Below are 18,616 nucleotides of genomic sequence, written 5' to 3' on the forward strand. Positions count from 1 at the left end.
GAGGGTAGAATAGGGAGGCGACCGTGGCCGAAGAGATTGCTGTCACAGATATGACTGTAGATCAGGCGCGCGAGGCCCTCGCGCGCCTGTCTGCGTTGCTGGGCCAGGCGAATCGCGACTACCATGGGGCGGATGCGCCGACGATTTCGGACGCGGAATACGACCGGCTCAAACGGCAGAACGCTGAGATCGAGGCGCGGTTTCCGGAGTTAAAACGGGAAGACAGTCCAACCGATCAGGTCGGGGCATCGCCATCTGAAGGCTTTGGCAAGATTGCCCATAAGGTAGCCATGTTGAGCCTTGGCAATGCCTTTGAAGATCAGGATGTGGCGGATTTCGATGAGCGTATTCGTAAGTATCTGGGTACGGGCAGCGGGCCACTTGCCTTTACCGCAGAGCCGAAGATTGATGGGCTAAGCCTCTCCATTCGATATGAAAATGGGGAGATGGTCTATGCGGCAACCCGCGGGGATGGCAGCACGGGCGAAGATGTGACCGCCAATGCGCGCACGATTGCAGATATTCCCCAGAGCATTGCTAACGCGCCAGCGGTTCTTGAGGTGCGTGGCGAGGTCTACATGAGCCACGCCGACTTCGAGGCGCTGAACGCCCGGATTTCGGAAGAAAACGAACGGCTTGAGGCGGCGGGCAAGAAACCAAAGACGGTGTTTGCCAACCCGCGCAACGCGGCTGCCGGAAGCTTGCGGCAGTTGGATGCGCAGATCACGCGGGAGCGGCCATTGAAGTTTTTTGCCTATGCCTGGGGGGAGCTTTCAGACCTTTTGGCGGACACGCAGATGGGTGCGATTTCTCGGTTGCATGACTTTGGGTTTGTGATCAATGACTTGACGAAAGTCTGTGATAGTCCCGAAGCATTGATTGCCCACTACAAGATGATCGAAGAGCGCCGTGCGACTCTGGGCTATGACATCGACGGTGTTGTTTACAAGGTCAACGATCTTGCGTTGCAGGAGCGGCTTGGCTTCCGCTCGACCACGCCGCGTTGGGCGATTGCGCATAAGTTCCCGGCGGAGCTGGCTTGGACCCGGTTGGAAGCGATCGACATTCAGGTGGGGCGCACGGGTGCGTTAAGTCCGGTCGCGCGTTTGGCGCCGGTCACCGTGGGCGGAGTTGTCGTCAGCAATGCGACTCTGCACAACGAAGATTATATTGCAGGACGGGACAGCAAGGGCGCAACCATTCGCGATGGCAAGGACATCCGAGAAGGGGATTGGGTACAGGTCTATCGCGCCGGGGATGTAATCCCGAAAGTGGCGGATGTGGACCTCAAGAAACGCCGGGATGATGCGGTGCCCTTTGCGTTTCCGAAACAGTGTCCGGTGTGTGGTTCTCCCGCCGTGCGTGAAGAAGGAGATGCGGTCCGTTACTGTACCGGTGGCTTGATTTGTGCGGCGCAAGCGGTTGAAAAATTGAAACATTTTGTGGCGCGTAAGGCGTTGGACATTGAGGGCCTGGGCACAAAACAGATTGAGATGTTTTACGAAGATCCTGATCTGCCAATCAAAACGCCTGCGGATATTTTTACCTTGGCCGCACGGGATGGCGCGAACCTGACCAAACTTGCGAACCGTAAAGGGTGGAAAGACAAGAGCGTGGCGAACCTCTTTGCCGCGATTGAGGACAAGCGCGAGATTGCCTTTGCACGGGTGTTGTTTGGTCTGGGTATTCGGCATGTGGGGGAAACGGCCGCCAAGGATTTGGCGCTGCATTATCTGACGTGGGAGGACATGACGGCGGCGGCGGAGAAGGCGCGGCCCGCGGCATTGGCTTGGCGGGCCGCGGATTTGGCAGAAGTTCAGGAGCGGGCAGCGGCGCAAGCTGAAGGGCGTCGCGCAAAGGTCAAGGAAAGCCGAGACGCGGCTATTGCAGCGCATGACGTGTCGGACGAGGCACAGGCGGCATGGGATGACTTGACTGGTATCGATGGCATTGGTGCCGCTGTTGGGCTTTCTCTAACAGATGCTTTTGCCAACGTGCGCGAGCGGGGAGAGATAGACCGACTGGTGGGGATGTTGACCGTTGTGTCGCCGGATGCGCCAACGCAAGACAGTCCGGTGGCGGGCAAGACGGTGGTCTTCACCGGCTCTCTGGAGAAGATGACGCGGGCCGAGGCCAAGGCCCGGGCGGAAAGCTTGGGCGCCAAAGTGTCCGGCTCTGTGAGCAAGAAGACCGACCTCTTGGTGGCGGGCCCAGGTGCGGGCAGCAAGGCCAAGAAGGCGGCGGATTTGGGCATTGAGACCATCGATGAAGATGGCTGGCTGGCACTGATCGAGGGGCTATGAGCGGACGTCCCGAGCTTCTGTTTCCGCTGTTTGCGGATGTGACAAAATTGGATGGTGTTGGGCCAAAAACGGCGCAGCACCTCGAACAGATTGATGTCACTAAGCCGCGTGACCTGTTGTTTTTGCTTCCCTATTCTGGAATTGATCGAGGGTTGAAGATCTCGGTGAATGAGGCGGAGCTGCCCGGCGTGGTCACCACGCAGGTGCTAGTTGGCGCACATCGTGCGCCGCGCAATCGCGGCGGGGCCTATCGGATCACAGTGCAAGACGCGCTGACGTCCTTTCAGATCGTTTTCTTTCACGCGCGTGGCGACTACCTGAAGAAAATCCTGCCGGAAGGGGCGCGGCGGGTGGTGTCCGGCAAAGTCGAGTTGTTTGACGGTGTCGCGCAGATGGTGCACCCGGAGTACGCTGTAGCGCCGGACGAAGCTGAGGAGATTCCGGCGTTTGAACCGGTCTATCCGCTGACCCATGGGGTGACGCAGAAAACCATGGTGAAAGCGGTGCGGTCGGCGTTGGATCGCGCACCGGAGATGGCCGAGTGGATTGACCCGTCGCAAAAAGACAAAGCGAAGTGGCCGAATTGGCGCGAGGCGATGGAGTTGGTGCATCGGCCGGAAGCTTTGGAACAGGTGTCGCCGAACCATCCTGCACGAGAACGGTTGGCCTATGATGAGTTTCTGGCGCATCAACTGACTTTGGCGCTGGCGCGGAGCCAGTTGCAACGCGCCAAAGGTGTGATTTCCGAGCAGACTGGTGTTTTGCAGGCCAAGGTGCGGGCCGCGTTGCCTTATAGTCCAACCGGCGCACAAGAGCGGGCGATTGAAGCGATCGCGCGGGATATGGCCACTGATCAACGTATGAACCGGCTTTTGCAAGGCGATGTGGGGGCGGGCAAAACCCTGGTGGCGTTTATGGCGCTTTTGGTGGCCGTAGAGGCTGGCGGGCAGGGCGTGATGATGGCCCCAACCGAGATTTTGGCGCGCCAACATATGGCGGGGCTGCAGCCTTTGGCGGAGAGCGCTGGGGTTGTGGTTGAGGTTCTGACGGGGCGCGACAAAGGTAAGGAGCGCCGTGCCAAGCTGGAGGCGCTGGCGCGCGGTGACATTCACATTCTGGTTGGGACACATGCGGTCTTCCAGGAAGATGTGCATTTTGCCGATCTGCGGCTGGCCATTATTGACGAGCAACATCGCTTTGGGGTGCGCCAGCGGCTGGAGCTGGGCAAAAAAGGCGAAGGCGCGGATGTTTTGGTGATGACGGCCACGCCAATCCCACGTTCGCTGGCGCTTGCACAATATGGCGACATGGATGTGTCCGTGCTGGACGAAAAGCCACCGGGGCGGCAGCCGATCACCACGGCGTTGGTTCCCACAGATCGGCTTGATGAGGTGGTGGAGAAGCTGCGCAAGGCGGTGGCCGAGGGCAAGCAGGCCTATTGGGTCTGTCCATTGGTCGAGGAAAGCGAGCGGGTGGATTACACGGCGGCGGATGCGCGGTTCAAAGCCCTGCGCAGCGCGCTTGGTGAAGGCGTGTGCGGGCTTGTGCACGGGCAGATGCCACCGGAAGAAAAAGACGCGGCCATGGCGGCATTTCAAGCTGGGGACACGCAGGTTTTGGTGGCCACCACAGTCATTGAGGTTGGCGTGGATGTGCCCAATGCGACCATCATGGTGATTGAGCGCGCAGAGGCCTTTGGCTTGGCCCAACTGCACCAGTTGCGCGGGCGCGTGGGACGCGGCTCACAAGCATCGACATGTTTGCTGATGTATCAGGCGCCGTTGTCAGAAGGTGGCGAAAAGCGACTTAAGACTCTGCGTGAAAGCGAAGACGGTTTTGTGATTGCGGAGACCGACTTGGAAATGCGCGGGGCGGGTGACTTGATTGGCACGGCCCAGTCGGGTCTGCCGCGGTTCCGGATCGCCGATGTGGAGACACAGGCGAGTCTGATGGCGGTGGCACAAACCGACGCCCGCAAGCTTTTGCATGATGATCCAACATTGGAAAGCGACCGCGGGCAGGCGGCGCGTGTTCTTTTGTGGCTGATGGAACAGGATCAGGCGATCCGTTTGATTTCAGTGGGTTAGGCTGCGTTCAATCTAAAAATTCTCCTAATGTTCTCAAATGTTCTCAAAAAGTTCTTTACTCGACTCGCGCAATGTGAGAACAAAGTGGCAACAAGACTGATGGGAAGGAGAACCACCATGATGCAGCAAATCAAATCCGTTGTGCGCAACTCTGGCGACACGCTTTTGCAGGATGCTGTGGGTGGTGTGGCTCTGGTGATCATGCTGGTGCTTGCGCTGCATGTCCCCGGTTTTGTGTGAACTTTGATGTGACTTTGTGTTTGTACCAGTGTGACGAGGTGAGTCTGATCTAATTCTGCCTGCGAAATTCGTGCCGGTCTGTCCGCGCATCTGTCCCCATTTGATGCGTCCTGACTGATACTGCCTGTTCATAGTCCTCTTGGGGGTCTGCCTCCCCCTAAGTCGGATGGCCCGGGTCCCACGCGAAAACCGCTTGCGCTTGCCGCCGCCTTCCATTGGGAAGTGCGGCGGTTTTTTTGTTCGGGCACTCGCAAACGAAAAGCCGCGCTGGAGCGGCGCGGCTTGCTGGAGTCTTAAGCCCTAATGGGGAGGGGCTACTTATTACGCGCAGTTGGCTTGTTCAGCTGCCTCAAAGGCCTCGGCTGTGGCATCCAGCGCCAGCATAATAGACGCATGACGGTTTTTGTAATCTCGAGCCGGGCGCAAGACTTCAAGCCCATCAAACGGCGCAGATGGGGTGGGGCCGTCCTCTTTCAGCATGGTTTTGAGCGCGTCACGGGCCGCTTCGATGCCTTCCCGGCTTTGCCCCAAGACGTTGGCACCGACAACAGAGGCGGCGGCCTGACCGAGAGCACATGCCTTTACATCCTGACCAAAACTGGCGATGCGGCCGTCTTCGAGCTTGAGGTCCACAGTCACCGTGCTGCCACAGAGCGGTGAGCGCTTTTTCACGGTGGCGTCGGGCGCCTCCAACCGGTCGGTGTGCGGGATGGCTGCTGCGAGTTGCAGGATCTGGCCAGAGTAGAGCTTGATCAGGTCGGTTTCGCCGGACATCGCGGTTTCCTTTTTTGCGCCTTTCCTAGATAGAGAGGAAAACCGCGGATGCAAAGGGGACGATGGTATGGGATTTGATCCTAAGGCGCTGAAATACAATGAGGCGGGGTTGATCCCGGCAATTGCGCAGGACAGTGAGAGTGGCGAAGTGCTGATGATGGCGTGGATGAACGCCGAGGCCGTAGCAAAGACGCTGGAGACCCGGAAGGTCACCTATTGGAGCCGGTCGCGGCAGTCGTTCTGGATCAAAGGTGAAACCTCGGGCCACGTTCAGAAGCTGGTCGATTTCCGCTATGACTGCGATCAGGACTGTATTTTGGTGCTTGTTGAGCAGACCGGCGCGGCCTGTCACACCAACCGACGCACGTGTTTTTACACGGCGGTTCGCGATGGCGAGACCGTGGAATTGATGAAGCCGATGGCGGACTAAAGCCCTACCATAGCGCGCATGTCGGCAGGTGTTGCGCCTTCTTCGCGGTATTTTGAAATGGCGCGTGCGTCGTCGCGTTTGGCGAGGCGCTTGCCATTTTCGTCGCGGATCAATTTGTGGTGATGATAGCGAGGTGTTGGTAAGCCAAGGAGGCTTTGCAGCACCACGTGGATTGCCGTGGCCTCAAACAGGTCGGCGCCGCGGATGATGTCCGAGACGCAGGTGGCCGCGTCATCCAAAACCACGGACAAGTGGTAGGAGGCCGCCATGTTGGGGCGGGCCAGGACGACGTCGCCCACAGTTGAGACCATTGCGTCGAGATCTAAGGCGTGCGTGCCTGCGTTGTCCGGGCCGCTTTCCTCAAAATGAGCCGGCAGGGCCTGCTCGCAGGCGGCGCGCATGTTGAGGCGGATGCATTTGGCGTCTGAATAGGCGTGCCCCGCATTGCGACAAGTTCCCGGATAAATGCGTCCGTCGGGGCCAAATTGCGGGACGCTTTCTTGCGGGGCACTTGCAGCGGCTTCGATGTCGCGGCGGGTGCAGGTGCAGGCGTAGGTGAGGCCCATCTCTGAAAGCTTGTGCAATGTTGCGTCGTAGTCTGCGAAGTGATCGGACTGGCGGCGGACGGGTGTTTCCCACGTGAGGCCCAGCCAGGCGAGATCATCGTAGATTTGTGCTTCCCAGTGATTGCGTGCGCGGGACTGATCGAGGTCGTCGATGCGCAAAAGAAACGTGCCACCCTCTGCCTGAGCCCTGTCGTGCGCCAGCATTGCCGAATAGGCATGTCCCAAATGCAAGGGGCCGGTTGGGGAAGGGGCAAAGCGGGTGATAAAAGTCACAGTTTCAGTCGCTTATCGAGAGGTCTTCACAAAATGAGCGGGTCCGATTGGCCCGCTCTTTTGACGTTATTGGAAGAGGGTTGCGCCGTCCAGTTAGGCTTGTGCGTCAACCCATGCTTGCCAATCTGCCTTGGCGCGGTCGGTGTAGGCTTTGTAGCGGTCTTTGCGACCACGTCGCCCACCCTTGAGGCCTTCAACCGGCTGGAACAGCCCAAAGTTCACGTTCATTGGCTGGAAGGTTTTGGCCTCTGCACCACCGGTGATGTGGTGGACCAAGGCGCCCATGGCGGTGTTGAGCGGCGCGGTCTCTTGTGCCTTGCCAAGGATTTCCGCAGCAGCCAAGCGACCTGCCAAAAGCCCCATGGCGGCGCTTTCGACATAGCCTTCGACGCCGGTGACCTGACCCGCAAAACGGATGTTTGGGCGGGACTTCAGGCGCATTTGCTCGTCCAGCAGCGTTGGCGAGTTAATGAAAGTGTTGCGGTGGATGCCGCCGAGGCGGGCGAAGCTGGCGCTCTCCAGGCCCGGGATCATTTTGAAGACCTCGGTCTGCGCGCCGTATTTCATTTTCGTCTGGAAACCGACGATGTTGTATAGCGTGCCCAGAGCGTTGTCGCGGCGCAGCTGTACCACGGCATAGGGCTTATCATCCGGTTTGTGCTCGTTGGTGAGCCCAACAGGCTTCATGGGGCCAAAACGCAAAGTTTCGCGGCCGCGATCAGCCATCACTTCGATTGGCAAGCAGCCATCAAAGTAACCTGCGGTTTCGCCTTCGTGAAACTCGGTTTTGTCCGCTGCCAAGAGCGCGTCGATGAAGGCCTCATATTGGTCCTTGGTCATCGGGCAGTTGAGGTAGGCTTTGCGCTCTTCCTCGGTGTCGCCCTTGTCGTAGCGCGATTGCAGCCAGGCCACATCCATGTTGATGCTATCGGCATAGACGATTGGGGCGATGGCATCAAAGAACGCCAGACGGTCGGCGCCGGTTTCTTCCTGGATGGCCGCGCCCAGGGCTGTGGAGGTCAGCGGGCCGGTGGCGATGATCCAGTGGCCGTCGCTGGGCAGTTCGGAAATCTCGCCGTATTCCACAGAGACATTGGGGTGGTCCATCAGGGCAGCAGTCACGGATTCCGCAAAGGGATCGCGGTCGACTGCAAGGGCACCGCCAGCGGGCAGGCGGTGTTTGTCGGCCATAGCCATGATCAACCCGTTGGCGGCGCGCATTTCCCAATGCAGCAGGCCAACTGCGTTCTGCTCGTCATCGTCAGAGCGGAAGCTGTTGGAACAGACCATCTCCGCCAGATGTCCGGTGCGATGCGCAAAGGTTTCGACCTTGGGCCGCATCTCGTGGATCACCACGTTCACGCCCATGTTTGCGGCCTGCCATGCGGCCTCAGAGCCGGCCATGCCGCCGCCCACGATATGCAATGTCTCTGTCATGGGGGCGGACATAGGGCAGGGATCGGCATTTGGGAAGGGGGAAGCCAAAAAAGTGGCGTGCGCCTCTCAGGTCAGAGGTAAGCAGTACAAAGCGACCTAAGAGGCGACACGCAACCCGCGGTCCTGCAAATGGCGGAACCGCTTAGCGAACTTGAGCCACAAAAAACGTGGGGTTCGGTTGGGCGTGTTGTGGCGAAGTCGATTAGGATTCGACACAGTTTTGTTGGAAAAACACCGTTTGGGGATTGGAAACCCGCTATTGGTCCCACTTGGGTGTTTGTTTGTTCAGAAAGGCCTCGATGCCGGCTTCGGTTTGGGCATAGAGCATGTTCTCGACCATGACGTTACCAGCATGTGCGTAGGCTTGATCGGTTGGCATTTGAAGCTGTTCATAGAAGGTCTGTTTGCCAATTTTCACGGCGGCGGAGAGTTTTTGCGCAATGGTCTCCGCGAGTTGTGTGGTTTCGGCTTGCAGGTCTTCATGTGGGACCACGCGATTGATGAGGCCGAGGGTTTCGGCGCGGGTGGCGTCGATGAACTCTCCGGTGGTCAGCATCTCAAACGCCTGTTTGCGTGGGATGTTGCGGGTCAGGGCCACCATGGGGGTGGAGCAAAACAGGCCGATGTTCACGCCGTTCACGCCAAAACGGGTGCCTTCGGCGGCCACGGCCATGTCGCAGGTTGCGACCAGTTGGCATCCAGCGGCAGTGGCAATGCCGTGCACTTGGGCGATCACAGGTTGGGGCAGTTTCTGAATGGTCTGCATCATCGTGGCGCAGCGGTTGAACAGATCCGCAAAATAAGCACGGCCGCCGTCCTCGGATTGCCGTCCCGCGGTCATTTGTTTGAGATCATGCCCGGCGCAGAAGGCTTTGCCGTTGCCGGACAGCGTGATGGCGCGGATGGAGCTGTCGTCCTTGAGGGCATCAAATTCTGTTTGTAGTGCCGCCAGCATCTCGTCTGAGAGGGCGTTGAGCCGTTCCGGCGCGTTCATGGTGAGATGTGCCACCGCATTTGTGTCGCGACGTTCCAAAAGTGTCATCTTGCTCTCCTCCCAAGTTGGCGCGAGGGTAGCGCGGGGAGAGACGGAGGAAAAGCATGCAAGCCGTGATGACAGCAGAAGAAATGGGCGCGTGGCTCGAGCAGGTGTTCCCGCAGGTCAAAGATGATTTTGTGGTCGAGCACATCGACGGGGTGAACACCGTGATGCGGATGATGGTGCAGGACCGGCATTTGCGCCCTGGAGGCACCGTGTCTGGTCCGTCGATGTTTGCGCTGGCGGATGTGTCGGCCTATGTGGCGACCATGGCCATCATTGGCAAAGAGGCACTGACCGTGACCACAAACTGCTCGCTGGATTTTATGCGCAAACCGGAAGCGGGCAAGGACCTGATCGCCAAAACACAGTTGCTGAAGTTGGGACGGACGCTGTCTGTGTCAAACGTGCTAATATACTCGGAAGGCTCGGAGGCGCCTGTTGCTCGGGCAAATATGACCTACGCGATCCCTCCTAAATGAGCTGGAAACGCTGGATTGCGACAGCCTTGCTTTTAGGTGTCGTAAGTCGGTTTGTTCCGTTTGGTGCGTCGGACGGATACGACCGGGATTCGGGCACGCCGGTCTGGGTTTTTGATCATGGGTATCATGCCGGTCTAATTCTTCCTCGGAGCGCCTTGGAAGAATATGGTTCACACCATGCTGACGTTTGGATGACCCAATTTCCCGATGCAGATTGGTTTGAGTTTGGTTGGGGCGACCGAGGGTTTTACTTTGAGGTGCCAACTTTTGAGGATGTGACCTTCGCCATTGGCGCTAAGGCACTTTTGTGGCCTTCGGAAACTGTCGTGCATGTGGCGACCGGAACGGGTTCGCCCTGGACGCGATTTATCCATTCACAGGGTGTCGAGATCCCCGTCACGGACGCGGCGCTGAGTGAATTGTTGGCGTTTGTCGAGGCCAGTGTCGTGTCAACTGGGCGGCTCGGTCCCGGTCTTTATGGTGTGAGTGCATTTTATGAGGGACGCGGGCAGTACCATCTGTTTCAGACCTGCAATAGCTGGGTGTCACAGGCACTGCGCGCCGCCGGAATAAAATCGGCGCCTGCGCCAGCGGTGTTGAGTTCGGGACTGATGTGGGACCTTATGCGGCGCTACTAGTTCCTCAGCGCACCGCCAAAAAAAGGGTCGGGACAAGCCCGACCCAGTGGAAGAGGCGTCTGACGGGGATCAGATCTGCCACATCTTTTTGCGCGCCTCGACGCGGGCGTCATGTAAAGTCAATCCAACATCTTCCAGCTGCGCCTTGCTCAGCCGTGCGAGCGCACGGCGGGTGCGGGTGCGCTTGTCCCATTCCGTGACCACAGCCGCAAACGACAGCGCTGCACGCGCAACAACTGGAAGCTGTGCATTTGCATTGTGGTTTGTCAGGATTTGCAGGTTTGTTGTGGTCATTGTCATGGTCGTCTCCAATATTGTATTGATACAATCCTCAAGTTTGTTACAAGGGTGATGTACCCCTGCTGTGACACAATTGCGAGGAAAACATTGTGATTGATACAATATGGCCCCCAAACTTTGACGGCTGTACCGATCCGAAATACATTGTATTGATACAATCGCTCCGGGGGGCGGTACGCAGTGGGCATCTGCCTGTTGGGGAAAAGCTTCCACCTGTGCGTGAGTTGGCTTGGCAGCTGGGCATCACGCCGGGCACGGTGGCGCGTGCGTATAAGCTGGCAGTGGAAGAGGGGCTGCTGGAGACTACAGTTGGGCGCGGCACGTTTGTGGCGGACGGGCGACCGGAAACCGTGTTGCCGCCGGAGCCGTTGATCTCTCTGTCGCAAACGGAAGACCTCGATATGCGGGCAGTTCGGGTGCCGGACGTGGGGCAGGACCGTGTTATTCGGGAAGCGATGGCGCGCGTCGCGGCGCAGGGCGACATGTCTTATTTGTCGTGTCCGACATCTGCCACAGATCTGCATGCGCGACAGGCCGTGGTGAACTGGATTGGGCCGGATGTGGCGGGACGGATCGCGGCGGAGGATGTTGTGCTGACGATGGGGGCTCAGAATGCGTCGGTGACAGCGCTACAGTGTTGTTTACATGGGGCGCATCCGGTGATTTTGACCGAAGCGGTGACCTTTCCCGGCGTGCGCCATGCCGGGCGTTTGCTGCGGGCAGAAGTGATTGGCGTTGAGATGGACGCGCACGGAATGCGGCCGGAAAAGTTGGAAGAGGCGTTGCGGCGCCACGGTGGGCAGGTGCTGGTGACCTCGGTGCAGGCGCACAGTCCGACGGCAATCAAAGTGCCGCTGGAGCGGCGGCAGGAGATTGCAACAATTGCGCGGCGCTATAATTTGCAGATCATCGAGGATGACTGCCACGCGTTGGGGCCGGCGGATACGCCGTCCTATCGGGCGCTTTGTCCGGATCGGGCCTGGTACATCGGCTCGCTGACCAAATCGGTCTCGGCTTCCTTGCGGTTTGGCTATCTGGTGGCGCCGGAAGGCAGTGCACAGACCGCGCGGCATGTGGCGCAGTCCATGTTCTACGGTTTGCCGCAGCCGATGCTCGACATCTGTGCCGACCTGATCCAGAGCAGACAGGCGGATGAAATCCGGCAGCGGGTGGAAAAGTTCATCAACAAGCGGGTTCAGTTGGCCGTCAACGTGCTGGGCAGTTGGGACATTCGCTGGCGGCCGTTTGTGCCGTTCATCTGGCTTAAACTGCCACATGGGTGGCGGGGCTCGACCTTTGTGCGCGCTTGTGATGCGGAAGGCATCCGGATCAAGTCGGCCGATGAGTATGTGCTGGCGGATGGGCGCGCGCCCAATGCGGTGCGTATTGCCCTGGCGCCTGAGGTGTCCGAGGCGGATTTGCAGGCGGCACTGGAAACCATGTCGGAAATGCTGTCCAAACCGCTGCAACACGCGCCTGCTTGATGGGGTAAAATAATACCTAAATTTCAAGCCATTGTTTTTGCTTGATTTATTTGGATTTTGTGCGCTTGACGTGGCAAAAGGGTGCTTTATAACCCGCCCATCGCATTTTGATGCGTCAGACTCCTGTCGCATCTGTCAACCAATCATGGAAGACCTAACATGAAAACCTTCTCTGCTACTCCGGCAGACATCGAGAAGAAATGGATCATCATCGACGCCGAAGGCGTGGTGCTGGGCCGTTTGGCATCGATCGTCGCCATGCGCCTGCGCGGCAAGCACAAGGCGTCCTTCACCCCGCACATGGACATGGGTGACAACGTCATCGTGATCAACGCGGACAAAATCCAGCTGACTGGTAAGAAGCGCGCTGACAAAACCTACTACTGGCACACTGGCCACCCAGGCGGCATCAAGTCCCGCACTGCGGAGCAGATCCTGGAAGGTGAGCACCCAGAGCGCGTGGTGACCAAAGCCGTTCAGCGCATGCTGCCAGGCAACCGCCTGTCCCGCAAGCAGATGACCAACCTGCGCGTTTACGCCGGTGCCGAGCACCCGCATGAAGCACAGGCCCCAGAAGTGCTGGACGTGAAGTCCATGAACAGCAAGAACACCCGGAGCTAATCCATGGCTGATCAAATCAACTCGCTTGAAGAGCTGAACGCCGTTGCCGGTGAAGAAGCTGTTGTAGTCGAAGCGGCTCCTCGTGAGCCAGTACGCGACGAACTGGGCCGCGCCTATGCGACCGGTAAACGTAAAGACGCTGTTGCCCGCGTATGGATCAAGCCGGGTTCCGGCAAGGTCATCGTGAACGGCAAAGACCAGGACAAGTACTTTGCACGTCCAGTTCTGCAGCTGATCCTGCGTCAGCCTTTCCAGGTTGCCGGCGTTGAAGGTGAATTCGACGTTTACGCCACCGTTAAAGGTGGTGGTCTGACCGGTCAGGCCGGTGCGGTAAAGCACGGTATCTCTAAAGCTCTGCAGCTTTATGAACCCTCCCTGCGTGGCGCGCTGAAAGCCGCAGGCTTCCTGACCCGCGACAGCCGCGTTGTGGAACGTAAGAAATACGGTAAGCGCAAAGCGCGTCGTTCGTTCCAGTTCTCCAAGCGTTAATTTCTGGATACCAGAATTTTCGGAAAGGCCGCTCTTTGGAAGCGGCCTTTTTGTTTGCGCGCGTTGCAGGTGAATTTCCGATTTTGACGATTTTTCAGACTGCGCAGTGCGGTGTCTTTCCGATACAACCGCGTCAGCCAAACCGCTGATCTGAAAGGAAAGACTGTGAGCAACGCACTTTGGACTTACCCCTGGGATGTCGCTGATATTGGACAGGAGGCGGTGTCGTCTGAGTTGCGTGAGCTGGGCTTTGACATGATCAGCTTGGCCACCGTCTATCACGCAGGGCGGTTCCTGCAGGTGCGCAGTCCGAAGCGACGGGCGTATTTCCCGGAAGATGGCACATTGTATTTCCGCCCCGATGCCAACATCTGGCAAGGCCAAGAGGTGCAGCCATTGGTGTCTTCGTTGGCACAGGAACAGGACGTGCTGCGGGGGATGATTGAGGCGCGGGACGCTGGCGGATTGGATGTGTCTTGCTGGACCGTGTGTTTGCATAACTCCGCGCTGGGTTTTGCGAACCCAGATCTGGTGACTCGCAATGCTTTTGGCGATGCAAATTCCTACAATCTCTGTCCGGCCAACCCGAAGGCCCAGGCTTATGTGGGCAATCTGGTGCGCGACATTTCCCAGAACTATCAGCCCAACCGGATCGAGTTGGAGAGCCCCAATTTCCTTGGGTTTGCCCATGAGTATCACCATGAGAAAGACATGGTTGGCCTGCCGCCGGAAGGGGACTTTCTGATGGCGCTGTGCTTCTGTGAGCATTGTCAGACGGCGGGGCAGGCCGCCGGTCTGGATATGCCGGCTCTGCAAGCGCGGGTGCGGGGGCTGATCGATCAGATGTGTACAGGGGAAACGCCAAAGCGGGTATGCCCTGATTTCCCGGAACGCGGGCTGGATGCCTTTGATTTCGATGCAGAATTGCGGGCCTATCTGGATTTGCGCTTTGCTCATGTGAATGCGGTTTTGAAACAGGCTAAGGACGACTGTGCGGCGACGTCCGAGTTGATGTTGATCGATGGTCAAGCCGGATGGCTTGGCGGTTGTGATCATGACGCGGCGGCGGATCTTGGACTAAAAGTGATGCTCTGCGCTTACGATATGGGGCCGGAAGCAGCGGAGGGGCTGATGTCTTATGCCTCCTGCTTGCCGCACGGTGCTGGCGGGCAGGTTGGGTTGCGGTTGGGCTATCCCGAGTTTTCCGGGCGGGAGGACTTTGCGCAGCGGATTGATTTGCTGCGTAAGAGCGGCGCGACCGGCGTGAATCTCTACAACTACGGTTTGGTGCCGAAGGCGCGGCTGGACTGGGTGCGCGGGCTTTTGTGAGGCCGCAATTTCTTCAAACTCAGATCAAAAGGCGTGCTGGTTGGCGCGCCTTTCGTGTTTAACGGTTTCTTTACAATTAACGATTGATTAACTTTGTTTCGCGACACTTTTGCGCGTAGGTGAATTGTTTTTTGGTTTTGGAGGGTCGCATGGCGCTGCCATCTGCCCGGACGGTGCGATTATGGGCTGTTTTGGCAATAATGCCGACAGCACTTTGGGCGGGATTGGCCCTGACACAGTCCAAGACTCAAACAGCTTTGGCTCACGGACCGCTTATCGCAGCGCACGATGGTGTTGCCTGTGTGGCGTGTCACAGCAAAACGCCCGGAACTGTGCGCCAGCAGGTTCAGGCGCAGGTGCGCTATGTGTTGGGAGTACGGGAAACGCCGGTGGATTTTGGCTATGCTGCCGTGCAATCGGATCAATGTCTGGCCTGTCATGCGCGGGCCAATGAGCGCCATCCGATATATCGGTTCCGCGAGCCTCGTTTTGCCGAGGCTGTCCAACATGTGGAGGCGCGCAGTTGTCTCGGGTGCCACACGGAGCACAGACCGGAGATTGTGACGGTGCAACCCACGCTGTGTCAGGCCTGTCACGACGATTTGGTGGTCAAAAACGATCCTGTGGACACGCCGCATGTCACGCTCGTGGCGCAGAAAAACTGGGACAGCTGTCTGGGGTGTCATGATTTTCACGGCAACCACGCCTTTAAAGCGCCAAGCAAGCTTGCTGAGGCGCTGCCAGCACAGGCGATTTGGGCCTACTTTGAGGGCGGCGCAGATCCATTTGGCAGTCCAAAACTCTATGAAGGGAAAGCGCCATGACCTTGCCGCGTATCTTTTTTGTCGGTGTTTTTGCCTGTCTCGGCATCTATCTGTTTGCCACCGCGCCAGCGCCTTTGCCGGATGGCGAGGCCGAGGTTGCGGGATGTCGTCACCCAGTCACCGCATTGTTTGACGGGGTGAATGCAATCAACGACGCGGCGCGCACGATTTACACCAAGCGCATTGTCGGTGGCGGTTTGGCGGCGGGCCTGAAATTTGGGGAAGAATGGCAAGAGCCGGGCGTAGAGCAAGGGCCGTTACCGGCGCTGTTCCTGCGGGCCACAGCGGCGCATATGGAGACGTTGCCGCCGCAAATGGGGCTGTATCTGGGTTCCGATGCACCAATCAACAAATCCAACCTGTTTGGCGAGGGACAGGTGGCGGCCTTTGAGGCGGTAAAGGCCACGCGCGCGCCGATTTATTCGCAGGATGCGCAAAGCGGGTTTGTGGCAATGTATCCGGACGTGGCGGGGGTGGCGCCCTGTGTGACTTGTCACAACGAGCATCCGGACACTCCCAAAAAGGACTGGAAACTCAATGATGTGATGGGAGCGACAACCTGGACCTACCCGAATGCGGAGGTGACGGCGGATCAGTATTTGGGGGTGCTGGATGCGATGTATATATCGGTGACGCACACCTACGAGAGTTATTTGGGCAAAGCCGCAATCTTTGACGTTCCGGTCGAGATTGGCGCGAACTGGCCCGGCGAAGGCGCACGGGTTTTGCCCGAGGCAGAAGTGTTTCTGGCGGAGGTGAAAACACAGGCGTCCCCGGCCGTGCTGGAAGCCATGATGCAGGAGCGGCGGCATCCTAATAGTGCTCCGCAGGACGCGCTGGCGGTGCAAGCGCTGCAGGCGGTTGAGGGAGGGCAAGTGCCATGCGGTTTTTAAGGGCCACTTGGCAGCGCACGCCTTACGTGCCGCTGATCCTGTTTGCAGTCGTGTTTGCTGGGGTGGTGTTGTCGTCTGAGGCGAAGTCCGTTTTGGCGCACCCTCTGACCGGATTTGCCCAACAGGTGATCACGGGCACGCTGCTGCTGGCATTGTTTGGCTATCAATGGGTGTTGTTTTTCAAACGGGTCACCAAGGACAATCGGGACGCGCGTAAGGTGCTGGGGCGCCATCGATGGGTGGGGGCGGCGGCGACATTGTTGTTTGCCCTGCACGCGGTCCGCTTTGGCCATGTGTGGATGAGCACGTTAAGCGTGGTGGTGTTTTTGATCGCCCTGACCGGCGTGCTCAATCGCGAGGTGCTGCGGTATCGCAGCAATGCGATCTATTTGATTTGGCTGGTCACGCACATTGGCCTGTCCGCCGCGCTGGTGCCCTTGGTGGCCGTGCACATCTGGGTGGCGCTGGCCTACCAGTGAGGCGTCTAGAGGTCGCCTTCACAATGCTGCTCACCTACCCAGCGGTATTTCGTTTTTCCGGATGTAGTTTCCAGTTTTCTCAGGCATATTTGATCCAATGTTCCAGCAGCCTTTGACATCCGCCTAGTCATAACCGTTGCCACCTCGCCATCTGGGAGGCGCACCGTCGCGTAGATACGGAGAGCAGAACTCTCGGTGCTGTGAGAGTAGAGGAAGAGAACCGGGCTCCAATGGTGGCCAGTGACGTACCGCTTTTCTGGTTTGTAAAATGCGACGAGTGCAATACTTGCGATTGCAAAAACCACTGCACAAGCCGCCAGCACACTAAATCTGTACCAAAGCAGAAAACACTTTTCGGCCCTGTGTTCATCGAGCCAGCGCTTTAATAGATCGAAAAGAAATTTGGGCATTTGCCTGGGCACTTAACGATCGCCCTCAATCAAACCCAGACCTCGCAAGTAAACGCCAATGCCGCTTTCAAGCAGGTCTTCGGGCGCAAAGGGGCTTTGGGTGCCGGGGGAGTTCCGAGCATAAAGCTCGACCACACCGTGGCTCATGGCCCAGATGTGGGCGGAGAACATGCTGGCGGGAGGGCGTTTTTCCGGCGGGATGTGTTTGGAAAGCTCAGCGGCGGCGTGTTCCATGACACCGCGTGCACGTGTGGCCACGGCAGCGAGTTCCGGCGTGCGGTTCACGGAAATGCCGCTCTCAAACATCGCGATGTAGTGGCCGGGGTATTTGCGGGCAAAGGCAAGGTAGGCGCGGCCGGTGGCCTCAAAGGAGGCGAGCGCGGAGGGTTGGCCTTTGTCAAAAGCGAACTGCATCAAATCGGCAAAGATTTCATAGCCTTGGCGGGCGGCTTCGGCGATGAGGTCTTCGCGGCCTTCAAAGTGCCGATAGACCGCAGCCGGGGTCACGCCAGCTGTTTTGGCGGCTTCCGACAAGGTAAAGCCGGTGGGGCCCTTGGCCTCAATCAGGCTCAAGGCGGCCTCAACCAAAGCCTGGCGTAGATTGCCGTGATGGTAGCCGCGTTTAGGCATTCCAGATGTCCGGTCCGCCGCAGATTTTGCTGTCGATTGCGCCAATGGCGTCGACGTCTTTGCGGTCATAGGGCAGGGCGTGCAGCACGGTGCGAAGGGCCGCAAGACGGGCGCGGCGTTTGTCATCAGAGCGGATGATGGTCCAGGGCGCGGCCTCGGAATGGGTGCGTTGCAAGGTTTCGCTGATCGCTGCCGTGTAGGCGTCCCAACGCTTTAGACCTTCGACGTCGATCCAGCTGAGTTTCCATTGTTTGAGTGGATCGGTTTCGCGGCTCAGGAAGCGGCGCAGCTGTTCGGCGCGGCCGACGTTGAGCCAGAATTTAAACAAGTAAATTCCGTCGTTTACGAGGGTTTCTTCGAGATTGGGCGCTTGGTGGAAGAAGCGTTCGCGTTCGTCTTGTTCGCAGAAGTCAAAGACCTTTTCGACCACGCCGCGATTGTACCAGCTGCGGTCATAAAGCACCAACTCGCCCCCGGATGGCAGGTGGTCAAAGTAGCGCTGGAAGTACCATTGGCTGCGCTCAGCGTCGGTGGGTTTGGACAGGGCAACAATGCGGGCACCGCGCGGGTTCAAGTTCTCGCGGAAGCGCTTGATGGTGCCGCCTTTACCGGCTGCATCTCGTCCTTCGAAAACACAGGCGATGCGGGCACCGCTTTCCTTCGCCCAATGCTGCATTTTCACCAGTTCGATTTGCAGTGCTTCGAGGTCGGCTTCGTAGGTTTTGCGCCCCAAACGGTCCTTGTGTGGATAGCTGTCAGACAGGATGTCGTTCTTGCCCGCGCTTTGAATGGCCGCGCGCACCTCGGCGGGGGCCTCGTTTTCAAAGTAGGCGCTGATCGCACCGTCAAAGGGCAAGTCCATGAAAGCTCTCCGTTTTCCCCAATATGGGG

At 58.4% G+C, this 18,616-nt stretch carries 21 protein-coding genes; 13 read left to right on the forward strand and 8 right to left on the reverse strand.

All coding sequences use genetic code 11. The features are described from left to right. Positions 1-50 precede the first annotated feature (50 nt). The 3 genes from ligA to SIB92_RS03160 all read left to right on the forward strand — a co-directional run bounded on the left by ligA (position 51) and on the right by SIB92_RS03160 (position 4,630). Positions 51-2,303, forward strand: coding sequence for an NAD-dependent DNA ligase LigA (gene ligA, locus SIB92_RS03150; RefSeq protein WP_412555790.1), 2,253 nt, complete (start codon positions 51-53; stop codon positions 2,301-2,303). Continuing rightward, positions 2,300-4,390 carry an ATP-dependent DNA helicase RecG gene (gene recG, locus SIB92_RS03155; protein ID WP_412554450.1) on the forward strand — a complete coding sequence of 697 codons (2,091 nt, stop codon included), beginning with the start codon at positions 2,300-2,302 and terminating at the stop codon, positions 4,388-4,390. Before ligA ends, recG begins: the two co-directional genes overlap by 4 nt. A gap of 117 nt (positions 4,391-4,507) precedes the next feature. After that, entirely contained in the window at positions 4,508-4,630 is a 123-nt protein-coding gene (locus SIB92_RS03160) for a hypothetical protein (protein WP_271308124.1), read from the forward strand. A gap of 321 nt (positions 4,631-4,951) precedes the next feature. On the opposite strand, the gene SIB92_RS03165 is transcribed toward SIB92_RS03160, so the two are convergent. Continuing rightward, the gene (locus tag SIB92_RS03165) at positions 4,952-5,404 is read right to left on the reverse strand and encodes an iron-sulfur cluster assembly scaffold protein (protein ID WP_412554451.1); all 453 of its coding nucleotides are present in this window, start codon (positions 5,402-5,404) and stop codon (positions 4,952-4,954) included. Positions 5,405-5,471: 67 nt separating this feature from the next. Here SIB92_RS03165 and hisI point away from each other — a divergent pair, with 67 nt between their 5' ends. Then, on the forward strand, positions 5,472-5,834 hold the full coding sequence (gene hisI, locus SIB92_RS03170; RefSeq protein WP_412554452.1) for a phosphoribosyl-AMP cyclohydrolase: 363 nt from the start codon (positions 5,472-5,474) through the stop codon (positions 5,832-5,834). On the opposite strand, the gene gluQRS is transcribed toward hisI, so the two are convergent. From gluQRS to SIB92_RS03185, 3 genes are all read right to left on the reverse strand, one after another. Continuing rightward, entirely contained in the window at positions 5,831-6,673 is an 843-nt protein-coding gene (gene gluQRS / locus SIB92_RS03175; protein WP_412554453.1) for a tRNA glutamyl-Q(34) synthetase GluQRS, read from the reverse strand. The genes hisI and gluQRS overlap by 4 nt on opposite strands. A gap of 93 nt (positions 6,674-6,766) precedes the next feature. Then, complete coding sequence (gene trmFO / locus SIB92_RS03180; protein ID WP_412554454.1) at positions 6,767-8,110, reverse strand: methylenetetrahydrofolate--tRNA-(uracil(54)-C(5))-methyltransferase (FADH(2)-oxidizing) TrmFO; 1,344 nt, start codon at positions 8,108-8,110, stop codon at positions 6,767-6,769. 256 nt (positions 8,111-8,366) lie between these two features. After that, the gene (locus SIB92_RS03185) at positions 8,367-9,152 is read right to left on the reverse strand and encodes an enoyl-CoA hydratase (protein ID WP_412554455.1); all 786 of its coding nucleotides are present in this window, start codon (positions 9,150-9,152) and stop codon (positions 8,367-8,369) included. A gap of 56 nt (positions 9,153-9,208) precedes the next feature. Between SIB92_RS03185 and SIB92_RS03190 the strand changes: the two genes are divergently transcribed. Both SIB92_RS03190 and SIB92_RS03195 read left to right on the forward strand, forming a co-directional pair. Continuing rightward, complete coding sequence (locus tag SIB92_RS03190; protein ID WP_412554456.1) at positions 9,209-9,628, forward strand: PaaI family thioesterase; 420 nt, start codon at positions 9,209-9,211, stop codon at positions 9,626-9,628. Next, positions 9,625-10,266 carry a DUF2459 domain-containing protein gene (locus SIB92_RS03195; RefSeq protein ID WP_412554457.1) on the forward strand — a complete coding sequence of 214 codons (642 nt, stop codon included), beginning with the start codon at positions 9,625-9,627 and terminating at the stop codon, positions 10,264-10,266. The genes SIB92_RS03190 and SIB92_RS03195 overlap by 4 nt, the downstream gene beginning before the upstream one ends. Positions 10,267-10,335: 69 nt before the next feature. Here the strand turns inward: SIB92_RS03195 and SIB92_RS03200 are convergent, their stop codons facing one another. Beyond that, positions 10,336-10,566: a DUF1127 domain-containing protein gene (locus tag SIB92_RS03200; protein ID WP_412554458.1), complete on the reverse strand. Its 231-nt coding sequence runs from the start codon at positions 10,564-10,566 to the stop codon at positions 10,336-10,338. A gap of 89 nt (positions 10,567-10,655) precedes the next feature. On the opposite strand from SIB92_RS03200, the gene SIB92_RS03205 reads away from it, so the two are divergent. The 7 genes from SIB92_RS03205 to SIB92_RS03235 all read left to right on the forward strand — a co-directional run bounded on the left by SIB92_RS03205 (position 10,656) and on the right by SIB92_RS03235 (position 16,685). Continuing rightward, on the forward strand, positions 10,656-12,050 hold the full coding sequence (locus SIB92_RS03205; protein WP_412554459.1) for a PLP-dependent aminotransferase family protein: 1,395 nt from the start codon (positions 10,656-10,658) through the stop codon (positions 12,048-12,050). 159 nt (positions 12,051-12,209) lie between these two features. Next, positions 12,210-12,671 (forward strand): 50S ribosomal protein L13, encoded by a 462-nt coding sequence (gene rplM, locus SIB92_RS03210; protein WP_294113311.1) that lies wholly within the window; start codon positions 12,210-12,212, stop codon positions 12,669-12,671. Positions 12,672-12,674: 3 nt separating this feature from the next. Further along, positions 12,675-13,160: a 30S ribosomal protein S9 gene (gene rpsI / locus SIB92_RS03215; RefSeq protein ID WP_294113310.1), complete on the forward strand. Its 486-nt coding sequence runs from the start codon at positions 12,675-12,677 to the stop codon at positions 13,158-13,160. Positions 13,161-13,325: 165 nt separating this feature from the next. Next, positions 13,326-14,489 carry a hypothetical protein gene (locus tag SIB92_RS03220; protein WP_412554460.1) on the forward strand — a complete coding sequence of 388 codons (1,164 nt, stop codon included), beginning with the start codon at positions 13,326-13,328 and terminating at the stop codon, positions 14,487-14,489. A gap of 200 nt (positions 14,490-14,689) precedes the next feature. Beyond that, entirely contained in the window at positions 14,690-15,313 is a 624-nt protein-coding gene (locus tag SIB92_RS03225; RefSeq protein WP_412554461.1) for a hypothetical protein, read from the forward strand. Beyond that, entirely contained in the window at positions 15,310-16,206 is an 897-nt protein-coding gene (locus SIB92_RS03230) for a DUF3365 domain-containing protein (RefSeq protein WP_412554462.1), read from the forward strand. The genes SIB92_RS03225 and SIB92_RS03230 overlap by 4 nt, the downstream gene beginning before the upstream one ends. Continuing rightward, positions 16,194-16,685, forward strand: a complete 492-nt coding sequence (locus SIB92_RS03235) for a hypothetical protein (protein ID WP_412554464.1) — start codon at positions 16,194-16,196, stop codon at positions 16,683-16,685. The genes SIB92_RS03230 and SIB92_RS03235 overlap by 13 nt, the downstream gene beginning before the upstream one ends. Before the next feature lie 5 nt (positions 16,686-16,690). Here the strand turns inward: SIB92_RS03235 and SIB92_RS03240 are convergent, their stop codons facing one another. Genes SIB92_RS03240 through ppk2 form a run of 3 tightly spaced genes read right to left on the reverse strand, consistent with a single transcriptional unit; the run spans position 16,691 to position 18,587 of the window. Then, a complete protein-coding gene (locus SIB92_RS03240) occupies positions 16,691-17,095 on the reverse strand; it encodes a hypothetical protein (protein WP_412554465.1) in 405 nt (134 codons plus the stop codon). Positions 17,096-17,107: 12 nt separating this feature from the next. Further along, positions 17,108-17,725, reverse strand: a complete 618-nt coding sequence (locus SIB92_RS03245; protein ID WP_294113302.1) for a TetR/AcrR family transcriptional regulator — start codon at positions 17,723-17,725, stop codon at positions 17,108-17,110. After that, complete coding sequence (gene ppk2, locus SIB92_RS03250) at positions 17,718-18,587, reverse strand: polyphosphate kinase 2 (RefSeq protein ID WP_412554466.1); 870 nt, start codon at positions 18,585-18,587, stop codon at positions 17,718-17,720. The genes SIB92_RS03245 and ppk2 overlap by 8 nt, the downstream gene beginning before the upstream one ends. Positions 18,588-18,616 lie beyond the last annotated feature (29 nt).

This window comes from Shimia sp. MIT1388 (genome assembly GCF_047124445.1).
Lineage (GTDB): Bacteria > Pseudomonadota > Alphaproteobacteria > Rhodobacterales > Rhodobacteraceae > Shimia.

Bases quoted from the DNA above. Each gene is read 5' to 3' on its own strand.
- ligA (WP_412555790.1), top strand. From the start codon at position 51: ATGACTGTAGATCAGGCGCGCGAGGCCCTCGCGCGCCTGTCTGCGTTG.
- recG (WP_412554450.1), top strand. From the start codon at position 2,300: ATGAGCGGACGTCCCGAGCTTCTGTTTCCGCTGTTTGCGGATGTGACA.
- SIB92_RS03160 (WP_271308124.1), top strand. From the start codon at position 4,508: ATGATGCAGCAAATCAAATCCGTTGTGCGCAACTCTGGCGACACGCTT.
- SIB92_RS03165 (WP_412554451.1), bottom strand. From the start codon at position 5,404: ATGTCCGGCGAAACCGACCTGATCAAGCTCTACTCTGGCCAGATCCTG.
- hisI (WP_412554452.1), top strand. From the start codon at position 5,472: ATGGGATTTGATCCTAAGGCGCTGAAATACAATGAGGCGGGGTTGATC.
- trmFO (WP_412554454.1), bottom strand. From the start codon at position 8,110: ATGACAGAGACATTGCATATCGTGGGCGGCGGCATGGCCGGCTCTGAG.
- SIB92_RS03185 (WP_412554455.1), bottom strand. From the start codon at position 9,152: ATGACACTTTTGGAACGTCGCGACACAAATGCGGTGGCACATCTCACC.
- SIB92_RS03190 (WP_412554456.1), top strand. From the start codon at position 9,209: ATGCAAGCCGTGATGACAGCAGAAGAAATGGGCGCGTGGCTCGAGCAG.
- SIB92_RS03195 (WP_412554457.1), top strand. From the start codon at position 9,625: ATGAGCTGGAAACGCTGGATTGCGACAGCCTTGCTTTTAGGTGTCGTA.
- SIB92_RS03200 (WP_412554458.1), bottom strand. From the start codon at position 10,566: ATGACAATGACCACAACAAACCTGCAAATCCTGACAAACCACAATGCA.
- rplM (WP_294113311.1), top strand. From the start codon at position 12,210: ATGAAAACCTTCTCTGCTACTCCGGCAGACATCGAGAAGAAATGGATC.
- rpsI (WP_294113310.1), top strand. From the start codon at position 12,675: ATGGCTGATCAAATCAACTCGCTTGAAGAGCTGAACGCCGTTGCCGGT.
- SIB92_RS03225 (WP_412554461.1), top strand. From the start codon at position 14,690: ATGCCGACAGCACTTTGGGCGGGATTGGCCCTGACACAGTCCAAGACT.
- SIB92_RS03230 (WP_412554462.1), top strand. From the start codon at position 15,310: ATGACCTTGCCGCGTATCTTTTTTGTCGGTGTTTTTGCCTGTCTCGGC.
- SIB92_RS03235 (WP_412554464.1), top strand. From the start codon at position 16,194: ATGCGGTTTTTAAGGGCCACTTGGCAGCGCACGCCTTACGTGCCGCTG.
- SIB92_RS03240 (WP_412554465.1), bottom strand. From the start codon at position 17,095: ATGCCCAAATTTCTTTTCGATCTATTAAAGCGCTGGCTCGATGAACAC.
- SIB92_RS03245 (WP_294113302.1), bottom strand. From the start codon at position 17,725: ATGCCTAAACGCGGCTACCATCACGGCAATCTACGCCAGGCTTTGGTT.
- ppk2 (WP_412554466.1), bottom strand. From the start codon at position 18,587: ATGGACTTGCCCTTTGACGGTGCGATCAGCGCCTACTTTGAAAACGAG.